The sequence below is a fragment of the Daejeonella sp. genome (assembly GCF_044342615.1).
In the GTDB taxonomy this organism is placed as follows: Bacteria; Bacteroidota; Bacteroidia; order Sphingobacteriales; family Sphingobacteriaceae; genus Daejeonella.
In genome coordinates this window covers 1-9,746 of sequence record NZ_JBIIPN010000103.1, presented here as the reverse complement: position 1 = coordinate 9,746, position 9,746 = coordinate 1, and the positions used below count along the sequence as shown (strand labels likewise).

Genomic DNA, 9,746 nt, shown 5'->3' with positions numbered 1-9,746 from the left:
AATTAATAAACTCTTCCGATTGAATTAAATCTTCTGCAAGGCAAGCAGATTTGCTCTCAAATAGAGGAAGTTCATGTAAATTTTCCCAAATATCGCCTGCTCCACGTTTATTCAGCAGGATTTGATCCTCTTTTAAAACAAGAATATAATTAAAATAGCGATCGCGGCTTTTTTGGGATTTGATTTTAATGGGTAATTCTTGAATACGATTTGATTTTTTTGCTTCACATCCAACCTGTAAAGGACATGCAAGGCAGTCGGGGTTTTTAGGTTTACATTGTAAAGAACCAAATTCCATAATAGCTTGATTAAACTCTCCAGCCTGCGATTTATCAAGTAATTCATTCGCTAATTCGGTAAAAAGTTTCTTTCCTTTTCCCGAATTGATGGGTGTGTCAATACCGAAATATCGAGACAATAGCCTAAAAACATTACCATCAACAACTGCTTTTGCCTCATTTGATGAAAATGAAGAAATAGCTGCAGCGGTATATTCGCCAATACCTTTAAGTTTTATCAGGCTATCATAACTGCTTGGAAAATATCCAGCATGTTCTTCCATCACAATTTTGGCGGTGTGATGCATATTTCTACCCCTTGAATAATAACCCAAACCTTGCCAAAGTTTCAATATCTCTTCTTCTTTTGCATTGGCAAATTGCTTCACTGTAGGGTATTTCTCGGCAAAACGGTTGAAATAGGGCATACCTTGCTCTACCCGCGTTTGCTGCATGATAATTTCCGAGAGCCAAATAATGTATGGATCATTCGTATTTCTCCAAGGCAGATCCCTTTTGTGCAATTGGTACCACTCAATTATTTCTTCAGCAAAATTCATTTAGATAGAGTATATTAGCTTATTAAACGGCTACAAAAGTACCTTACTTATTGTTTTATAGCGACTTGCTTTAAAAAAAAGCAGAATTATTTCCCAAATTCAATTAAAACCAATACTTTTGCATCCCCAAATAAGGTATTATTTAGGATAAAAATAAAAGAAATTAGATATGACCAAGGCAGAAATCATTACAGAGATCTCTAATAAAACCGGAATCGAAAAAGTAGATGTTCAAGAGGCAGTAGAAGCATTTTTTAAAGTTGTAAAAAATTCAATGGTAAACGGTGAGAACGTTTACGTGAGAGGTTTTGGAAGCTTTGTAGTAAAGAAGAGAGCAAAGAAAACTGCTCGTAATATTTCAAAAAATACAGCTATTATCATTCCAGAGCATTTTGTTCCAAGTTTTAAGCCTGCAAAAGTTTTTGTAGAGAAGGTTAAAACCGGTAATAAATAATAGGGTTTTTAATTAATAAATGATGTTAAACAGAAAGCAAATCATAGTCATAACTTCAGTACTGGTACTGTTTGGCTTGATGCTTATGTTAGACATCCAAGGTTTAGTAAAACCCGGTGAAGGTGAAGAAAGTCAGTCGGCAGCTACTACACCAGCCCCCACAGATGCTAAGTCAATTTCATTAGAAGAGGTATCAAAAACCTCGATGGAAGGCTTAAATGCAAGTTTAAAGTCGCTAATTAGCGATTTAGAATCTCAGTTGAAAAGTGCATCTGATGATGAAAAATTAGAATTGTATAAAAAACTAGCCCAGCAATGGGATGATGTAAATCTTACAACTCCATCTTCATTATATTATGAGTTAATTGCTGAAAAAGAACCGAATTTTGAAGCATGGTTAAAAGCCGGAGATAAATTTACGGATGCATATCAGCAGAGTATGGACACATTGGCTCAACCGGTATTAGTCCAAAAAGCCATTAACTCCTATCAAAAGGCTGATAAATTAAAACCAAATACCCTTGAAGTGAAAACAGGATTGGGTATTGCCTATGTTAGTGGAACACCTAACCCGATGCAGGGAATCACTTTATTACTTGATGTGGTAAAGCAGGAACCTAAAAACCTAAAGGCAAATTTAAATTTGGGCTTGTTTTCTATGAAATCAGGTCAGTTTGATAAGGCTGTTGAACGTTTTAAGACAGTCATTGAAATAGCTCCAAGCGCTGAAGCATGGTTCTATTTAGCTTCAAGTTATGAAAGCATGAATAGAAATGCAGATGCAATTGCTGCCTATTTGAAAACAAAAGAGATTGCTGCCGACCCTAATATGAGTCAGTTTGTGGATCGGAAAATAAACGAATTAAGTAATTAGATTATAAAACATTTTAAACAACAACATTATGCCAAGCGGTAAGAAAAGAAAAAGACATAAAATGGCTACCCACAAACGTAAAAAGCGTTTGAGAAAAAACAGACATAAGAAAAAATAGTCGGAATTTTAGATCTTTTTAGATCTTATTATTTTTAGGACTAAGAACAATATTTAAACCTCCCGCAATATTGCGACGGAGGTTTAAATCATTCTTTGGTTTTTATTTTTTCTATATTTTAAACGTATACCGGTTTCATGCCGGTGTCTTAAATTTAGCCATTGGTAAAAGAATTAATTATCAATTCATCCCCTAGCGGGGTTACTATTGCTTTACTGCAAGACAAGCAACTCGTAGAACTAAATACTGAGCAAATCAGCAATAATTATGCTGTTGGCGATATTTATCTCGGCAAAATCAAAAAGATTATGCCCGGTTTAAATGCTGCCTTTGTAGATGTAGGCTATGAAAAAGATGCTTTTCTGCATTATCTAGACCTCGGTCCGCAGGTCCAGTCGCTTTTAAAGCTGACAAAGATTGTAAAGGGAGGCAGTTACAAGGATAAACTGCTCAATAGTTTCAGACTGGAAACGGATATTAGTAAATCCGGGAAAATTTCAGAAATTCTGAATAGGAACATGATTTTGCCTGTGCAAATAGCAAAGGAGCCCATCTCAACAAAGGGCCCGCGCTTAAGCTCAGACATTTCAATTGCTGGTCGTTTTGCGGTATTAGTACCCTTTTCGGATGTTATTTCAATATCTAAAAAGATAAAAAGTAATACCGAGCGCAACCGACTTAAAAAGATTGTTGAAGGGATTAAGCCGAAAAATTTCGGGGTAATTATTCGAACAGTTTCTGAAGGTAAAGGTGTTGCTGAACTTCAAAAGGACCTTTTAGATCTTATAGCAAAGTGGGAGAAATTTACTACTCGCTTACCTGGTACAGAGCCTTCAAAAAAGATTTTAGGTGAAATGGGTCGCACATCGACCATTCTACGCGATATTTTAAATACTGATTTTACCAATATTCATATTGGTGATCCATCCTTGTTTGAGGAGGTAAGATCTTATGTTCATGAAATATCTCCAGAAATGGATAAAATCGTTAAGCTTTATCGTGGTAAGGAGCCTATTTTCGAACATTTTGGCATCGAAAAGCAGATTAAAGCAGCTTTTGGTCGTACAGTAAACCTTCCAGGTGGTGCTTATCTTGTAATTGAGCATACCGAAGCTTTGCACGTTATTGATGTAAATAGCGGAAATAGAACAGCAAATAATGAAAATCAGGAGCAAAATGCACTGATGATTAATATGGAAGCTGCCAAAGAAATTGCTCGTCAGCTTCGCTTGCGTGATATGGGTGGTATTGTTGTGATCGATTTTATTGATATGCACAAGCCTCAAAATCGTAAGGAGCTATTCGACTACCTAAAGGAGCTTATGCTTCTCGATCGTGCTAAGCATACCATTTTGCCTCCTAGTAAGTTTGGGTTAGTACAGCTAACTCGTCAGCGTGTTAGACCTGAAATGAATATTGTTACCAATGAGAAATGCCCTGCTTGTAATGGTACCGGCGAAATCAAGGCTAGCATTATCCTAATGGATGATATCGAGAGTAATCTCAATTATATCCTTAATGAGCAAAATGAAAGTAGCATAACTCTTTGTGTTCATCCATACATTGAGGCTTACATCAAAAAAGGTCTGATTTCAATACAATGGAAATGGTTCTTTAAATTCAGTAAGTGGATCAAGGTAAAAGCTGTGCCATCTTATTACCTAACCGAGTTTCATTTTTTAAACTCCAAAGAAGAAGAAATTAAGCTTTAAGGCTTCCTATAAAATAAAAAATGTGCAAATGGTGTTTATTCCTTTGCACATTTTTTATTTATAATTATTCTGTTCTCTATCCCTATCTTTTTAATAAATTAGTGCAAAAATACACGAAACCATGGCTAAAACACGTTCTGCTTATTTCTGTCAAAGTTGTGGGTACGAATCTGCTAAATGGTTGGGTAAATGTCCTTCCTGTAATCAATGGAATACCTTTGTGGAAGAGATTATTGAAAAGGCCAACACTTCTGTTCCCGATTGGAAATCTAGCTCTACAAGTACGCAACGTGCTAATAAACCCGCAGCAATTCATGAAATTGTTTATACCGAAGAGAATCGTCTGATTACTCCTGATAAGGAATTAAATAGAGTTTTGGGTGGTGGAATTGTAAGTGGTTCCATTGTTTTAATTGGTGGTGAACCGGGCATCGGTAAATCAACACTCATGCTTCAAGTAGCGCTTAACTTACCCGGATTAAAAGTGCTTTATGTGTCTGGTGAAGAAAGTGAACAGCAGATCAAAATGCGCGCCGAACGATTAGTCCCAGATTCTGGTAGAATTGGATCCGCATCTGCCGATACCTATATTTTAACGGAAACTTCCACTCAAAATATTTTTAAGCAAATTGAGATTTTACAGCCTGATTTGCTGGTGGTCGACTCCATACAAACCCTCCATTCAGCACATATTGAATCAACACCAGGTAGTGTTTCTCAGGTGAGAGAATGTACTGCCGAGCTCTTGCGTTTTGCTAAAGAAAGTGGAACTCCGGTTTTTCTAATTGGGCATATCACTAAAGATGGGATGATTGCAGGTCCGAAGATTTTGGAACACATGGTAGATACTGTTCTTCAGTTTGAAGGGGACAGACACCATGTTTATCGTATTTTACGTGCAGTTAAAAATCGCTTTGGCTCGGCCTCCGAACTAGGTATTTATGAGATGCAAGGTAGCGGCTTGAGAGAAGTTTCAAACCCCTCCGAAATTTTATTATCACAACGTGATGAACCTTTAAGTGGAATTACGATTTCGGCGATGATGGAGGGCCTCAGACCGATGTTAATTGAAACGCAGGCACTTGTTAGCGTTTCGGCTTATGGAACGCCTCAGCGCTCAGCCACGGGCTTTGATACTAAGAGAATGAATATGCTCCTTGCTGTGCTTGAGAAGCGTTGCGGATTCAAACTAAGTGCAAAGGATGTATTTTTGAATATTGCCGGTGGATTAAGAGTGGAAGATCCAGGTATTGACCTTGCAGTTGTTGTAGCTATTATTTCATCGCATGAAGATATGCCAGTGGATTCTAAAATTTGCTTTGCTGCTGAAGTTGGTTTATCTGGTGAAATTAGAGCTGTTAACCGCATTGAGCAACGTATTGCAGAAGCCGAAAAACTAGGTTTTGAGCAGATATTTATCTCAAAATATAATCTTCCATCTGGCAAAGGTGTAAAATCGTCTCCAGAATGGCAGAAATACAATATTGAAATAAAAACCGTTGCTAAAGTGGAAGAAGTCTTTAATGCACTTTTTGGTTAACACATTATCGAATAATTTTTAATTAAAACAATAATTTATTTCTAGATAATTATCAATAAAATTTAAACAAATGAAAAAACTATTTATTTCAGTAATTGCATTAGCTTTCTTTGCTTCATGTACAAATACACCTAAGACGCTTGAAAATGTAAAGGGTATTGCCGTTTATGGTGATTCTGTTAAAAATGATCAGGTGATTGAACTTGCTGGTCTCCAAAAAGAAATGGCAGATCAAGCTAAAAAAGATGTCAAAGTTAAAGGAATAGTGAAGGAAGTTTGCCAAAGTAAGGGCTGTTGGATGCTTATGGACTTAGGTGATGGTAAAGATATTCGTGTCACCTTTAAGGATTATAAAATATTTATGCCAAAGGATTTAGCAGGTAAGGAGGTTGTATTAGATGGCTTCGCATATACTGATACCACATCAGTTGAAACCCTTAGACACTATGCAGAAGATGCTGGTAAATCTGAAGCTGAAATTGCCGCAATTACTAGTCCCAAAATACAATTAGCCTATGAGGCGAAGGGTGTGGTTGTGATGAAATAGTATAAAATTTATAAAAACAAAAAGGGAGTTTTTCGATAGAAAAACTCCCTTTTTGTTTTTATTGGATTGCTAATTACTTAGACAAATACATTGATTTCTCTTTGTATAAATGCCTAAAGTAAGGATCTTCTAAATTCTTAATAAAGCGTATTGCTTCACCTGTAGATTTCATCTCAGGACCTAATTCCTTCTTAACTTCTGGGAATTTATCGAAAGAGAATACAGGTTCTTTAATGGCATAACCTTCAAGCTTACGTACAATGGTAAAATCTTTAAGCTTATGCGTTCCCAACATAATCTTGGTTGCAATATTGATGTAAGGCACATCGTATGCTTTCGCAATAAATGGAACAGTACGTGAAGCTCTTGGATTGGCTTCAATCACATAAACTTTCTCGTCTTTAATTGCAAATTGAATATTTAATAAACCTCTAACATTGAGTGCTTTAGCAATTCTTTTACTGTATTCTTCCATTAATCCGATTACTTTTTCAGATAGGTTGAATGGAGGTAAAACAGCAAATGAGTCGCCAGAGTGAATACCCGCCGGCTCAATGTGCTCCATCAATCCGATAATATGACAATCCTCTCCATCAGAAATAGAATCTGATTCAGCTTCTTCAGCTCTATCCAAGAAATGATCAATCAAAACACGGTTCCCAGGAAGATTTCTCAATAATTTAACAACCGCTTTCTCAAGATCCTCGTCGTTAATTACAATACTCATTCCTTGTCCCCCTAAAACATAACTCGGACGAACAAGCACCGGATAACCAACCTTATGTGCTACTTCCAATGCTTCTTCAGCACTCTCAGCTACACCATATAATGGATAAGGAATATCCATTTCTTTTAATAAGTCAGAGAATCTTCCACGATCTTCAGCAATATCCATGCTATCAAATGAGGATCCAATAATCTTGATTCCCTTCTCATGAAGCTTCTCAGCCATTTTAAGCGCTGTTTGACCGCCAAGCTGAACAATCACTCCTTCAGGTTTCTCAAGTTCAATTATTTCACGAACATGCTCCCAGAATATTGGCTCAAAATATAGCTTATCGGCCATATTAAAGTCGGTAGAAACCGTTTCTGGATTACAGTTAATCATAATTGCTTCATAACCAGCTTCTTTTGCTGCTAGGAGCCCGTGAACACAAGAATAATCAAATTCGATTCCTTGACCGATACGGTTCGGACCAGATCCTAAAACAATAATCTTCTTTTTATTACTTACAATCGACTCATTTTCAAATTCGAATGTAGAGTAAAAGTATGGGGTTTGTGCAGGGAATTCGGCGGCACAAGTATCCACCATTTTGTAGACTCTACGTATTCCTAATTCTTTTCGACGATTATAAACCTCATCTTCAGTCACATTTCCAAGTAACCAAGCTATTTGTGCATCTGCATAGCCTTTTTGCTTCAAAGTAATGAAGAAATCGCTTGGTATATTTTTTAGAGAATAGCGTTTTAGCTCTGTCTCCATGGTAACTAGTTCCATAATTTGAACAAGAAACCATTTATCAATATGCGTTGCCTTGCGAATAGATTCTAAAGGAACGCCAAGGCTCATTGCATCCTTAACGTGGAATAATCTATCCCAGCTTGGATGCTCTAAGCTTTGCATAATCTCTTCAAGGTTACGACTCTGGCGACCATCGGCACCTAACCCTAAGCGATTGGTTTCTAAACTCTGACAAGCTTTTTGTAAGGCTTCGATGAAGGTACGGCCAATGGCCATTACTTCACCCACCGACTTCATTTGCAAGCCTAGTTCGGTATTGGCACCTTTAAATTTATCAAAGTTCCAACGTGGTATTTTAACAATCACATAATCTAATGCTGGCTCAAAATAGGCTGAAGTAGTTTTAGTGATTTGGTTTTCTATTTCATCTAGATTATATCCTATAGCTAATTTAGCTGCAATTTTTGCAATTGGATAACCAGTTGCTTTAGATGCTAATGCTGAAGAGCGCGAAACCCTAGGGTTAATTTCAATAGCGATTATTTCTTCTGTAGCTGGGTCAACCGAAAATTGCACATTACAACCACCTGCAAAATTACCGATAGATCTCATCATCAGAATTGCTTGGTTACGCATTTCCTGATAACAGCGATCGCTTAATGTCATGGTTGGCGCAACCGTAATTGAATCTCCTGTGTGGATACCCATTGGGTCGAAATTTTCAATTGCACAAATGATAATCACATTGTCATTACCATCTCTAAGTAGCTCAAGCTCATATTCTTTCCAACCTATAACAGCTTTCTCAACTAATACTTCGTGGGTAGGTGAGGCTTGTAAACCGCGACTTAAAGCCTGGTCAAAATCCTCTTTTTTATGAACAAAACCACCTCCGGAACCACCAAGGGTGTATGAAGGGCGAATAACTAGGGGATAGCCAATATCTTGTGCCGCCTCTTTTCCTTCTAAAAATGAATTGGCAATCTTAGATTTTGCAACTCCAACACCAATTTCAACCATTAATTTACGGAACTCTTCGCGGTTCTCAGTTTTTTCAACCGCTTCCATGTCCACACCCACAATTCTGACATTATGAGCTGCCCAGATACCTCGCTCTTCAGCCTCCTTACAAAGATTTAGAGCTGTTTGTCCTCCCATTGTAGGTAAAACGGCATCAATTTTCTGTTCCTTTAAAATTTGTTCAATACTTTCACAAGTTAAAGGGAGTAGGTACACATGATCCGCAATAACCTTATCTGTCATGATTGTGGCAGGGTTAGAGTTGATAATGGATACTTTAATTCCTTCGTCTTTTAATGAAAGGGCTGCTTGTGATCCTGCATAATCAAATTCACAGGCTTGTCCGATAATGATTGGTCCTGAACCGATAATTAGGACTGAGCGGATGGAAGTGTCTAATGGCATTTTCTTCTAAAGAGTCTAGTTTCGACTATTCAAACGCGAGATTAAATGCTTTTGAGGAACAAAATCCCGATTGCTTTGTCGGGATACAAAGGTATATTTTTTTAAGCGAATGGACGTGAATAATTGAAAAATTCTTAATAAAAAAATAATTTTTAGAGATTTTTAATTTAAAATGTTTTTCTATGAGAATTCCTTAATAATATTGCATCACAAATGGTATTAGTAATGAATTTTTCAATATTCTACAAAATTTGATTTTTCATCTCAGTTGATGCATATTTTTAAACACATTTATCATGAAAAAATTAGTTTTAGGATTTATAGTTTTAGTCACTTTTTTAAGTGCTTGCTCAGCAGTTCAATCTGTTATACGTTCAACATTTCCCTATACAGCTAGCTTAATAATCCCAAAAACGGATAAAATTGATACGCTTTTGTCTGTTAGGAGTCAGGCGAGTACCTTAGACCAGATAATTACAGGTTATGGCTCAAATACTAAAGCCATTAAAGACGTACGTATAGCATCAGTAAAGATTGATGCAAATGCACCTGTGGGACAAAGTATAGGTATTTTTAAATCAATTAAAATTTATATCTCTCGTGGAGATAGCAGTAAGGAATTGTTAATTGCTTCAAGAAATGAGATTCCTTCTAATGTTGGGAATAGTATCATGCTCGACGCCGATAATACAGTATTAGTTGATGAATTTATAAAAGGTTCTACCGTACGTATCAGAATGGAATATGTACTACGTAATTCTATTTCTTCTGAA

The 9,746-nt window shown here is 36.7% G+C and carries 8 protein-coding genes; 6 read left to right on the top strand and 2 right to left on the bottom strand.

The features are described 5' to 3' along the window. Nucleotides 1-838, bottom strand: an 838-nt coding sequence (gene mutY, locus ACIQ0D_RS09365; protein ID WP_395804968.1) for an A/G-specific adenine glycosylase, incomplete at its 3' end; no start/stop codon positions are given. A gap of 169 nt (nucleotides 839-1,007) precedes the next feature. On the opposite strand from mutY, the gene ACIQ0D_RS09360 reads away from it, so the two are divergent. The 5 genes from ACIQ0D_RS09360 (at nucleotide 1,008) to ACIQ0D_RS09340 (ending at nucleotide 6,083) form a co-directional block, all read left to right on the top strand. Next, nucleotides 1,008-1,292, top strand: coding sequence for an HU family DNA-binding protein (locus ACIQ0D_RS09360; RefSeq protein WP_276360049.1), 285 nt, complete (start codon nucleotides 1,008-1,010; stop codon nucleotides 1,290-1,292). A gap of 19 nt (nucleotides 1,293-1,311) precedes the next feature. Beyond that, nucleotides 1,312-2,166, top strand: coding sequence for a tetratricopeptide repeat protein (locus ACIQ0D_RS09355; RefSeq protein WP_395804966.1), 855 nt, complete (start codon nucleotides 1,312-1,314; stop codon nucleotides 2,164-2,166). A 279-nt stretch (nucleotides 2,167-2,445) separates the two neighbouring features. Further along, entirely contained in the window at nucleotides 2,446-3,996 is a 1,551-nt protein-coding gene (locus ACIQ0D_RS09350; RefSeq protein ID WP_395804964.1) for a ribonuclease E/G, read from the top strand. Between the two features lie 121 nt (nucleotides 3,997-4,117). After that, nucleotides 4,118-5,536 carry a DNA repair protein RadA gene (gene radA / locus ACIQ0D_RS09345; protein WP_395804962.1) on the top strand — a complete coding sequence of 473 codons (1,419 nt, stop codon included), beginning with the start codon at nucleotides 4,118-4,120 and terminating at the stop codon, nucleotides 5,534-5,536. A 70-nt stretch (nucleotides 5,537-5,606) separates the two neighbouring features. Then, on the top strand, nucleotides 5,607-6,083 hold the full coding sequence (locus ACIQ0D_RS09340) for a DUF4920 domain-containing protein (RefSeq protein ID WP_395804960.1): 477 nt from the start codon (nucleotides 5,607-5,609) through the stop codon (nucleotides 6,081-6,083). A gap of 73 nt (nucleotides 6,084-6,156) precedes the next feature. Here the strand turns inward: ACIQ0D_RS09340 and carB are convergent, their stop codons facing one another. Then, nucleotides 6,157-8,973 (bottom strand): carbamoyl-phosphate synthase large subunit, encoded by a 2,817-nt coding sequence (carB, locus tag ACIQ0D_RS09335; protein WP_395804958.1) that lies wholly within the window; start codon nucleotides 8,971-8,973, stop codon nucleotides 6,157-6,159. 296 nt (nucleotides 8,974-9,269) lie between these two features. Between carB and ACIQ0D_RS09330 the strand changes: the two genes are divergently transcribed. Next, on the top strand, nucleotides 9,270-9,746 hold a 477-nt coding region (locus tag ACIQ0D_RS09330), incomplete at its 3' end, for a hypothetical protein (protein ID WP_395804956.1).

Bases quoted from the DNA above. Each gene is read 5' to 3' on its own strand.
- ACIQ0D_RS09360 (WP_276360049.1), top strand. From the start codon at position 1,008: ATGACCAAGGCAGAAATCATTACAGAGATCTCTAATAAAACCGGAATC.
- ACIQ0D_RS09355 (WP_395804966.1), top strand. From the start codon at position 1,312: ATGATGTTAAACAGAAAGCAAATCATAGTCATAACTTCAGTACTGGTA.
- radA (WP_395804962.1), top strand. From the start codon at position 4,118: ATGGCTAAAACACGTTCTGCTTATTTCTGTCAAAGTTGTGGGTACGAA.
- ACIQ0D_RS09340 (WP_395804960.1), top strand. From the start codon at position 5,607: ATGAAAAAACTATTTATTTCAGTAATTGCATTAGCTTTCTTTGCTTCA.
- carB (WP_395804958.1), bottom strand. From the start codon at position 8,973: ATGCCATTAGACACTTCCATCCGCTCAGTCCTAATTATCGGTTCAGGA.